Annotated in this window: 1 protein-coding gene; it reads right to left on the bottom strand. The window is 35.2% G+C overall.

Features of this window, described 5'->3' with window-relative positions; all coding sequences use genetic code 11:
• Positions 1 to 232 precede the first annotated feature (232 nt).
• Positions 233 to 557: hypothetical protein (locus OU788_RS12665; RefSeq protein WP_274635488.1), on the bottom strand; the 325-nt coding region annotated here is incomplete at its 5' end.

The following is a 557-nucleotide window of genomic DNA, read 5'->3' as shown; positions in this document are numbered from 1 at the left end:
AACGGACAAATTGTGAGGAAAACACTACTGGCAACAACGTGTATAGCTCATTGCTGGTCAGTTGCTTAAACCAAATTTAAGGCATATTTGGAAAGTCGCCAAATTTTTAAATTTGACGATTTCCAACAAAAAAGATAAATAGTAAAATTTAAAAAACTGGCTTGTGGCTCAACCGAAAAATAATAGCTAATTTGCGCGCAACGAGCCATACACCAGACCGTTAGCACCAATACTACGTAACTGCACATTTCAGAACATACTTACCTACATTTGGGTCAACGCAATTGCGAATTATTTGGTCTTTACGGTGTTTCATTTTATATGGTCTTAAATCAAAATAACCTTTTGCAGAAGAACCCCTTTCATTATGTGTAAGTCCGTCTTTTATTTCAATTTCAGGTATATCAAAGTTTGCCCAAAACAAGTGTCTGCCAAGTTTTGCAGTTGGTTTTACAAATGGCTCGTAATATGGTTTAACATTCTCAACAGCAAACTTTATATCGGTGTTCTTTGTAAAGTTCTGCAAAAAGATTATTTCAGCCCACAATTTCATATCA

This window comes from Tenacibaculum sp. L6 (assembly GCF_028823685.1).
Classification (GTDB): domain Bacteria; phylum Bacteroidota; class Bacteroidia; order Flavobacteriales; family Flavobacteriaceae; genus Polaribacter.
This window is presented reverse-complemented; position numbering and strand designations above follow the sequence as displayed.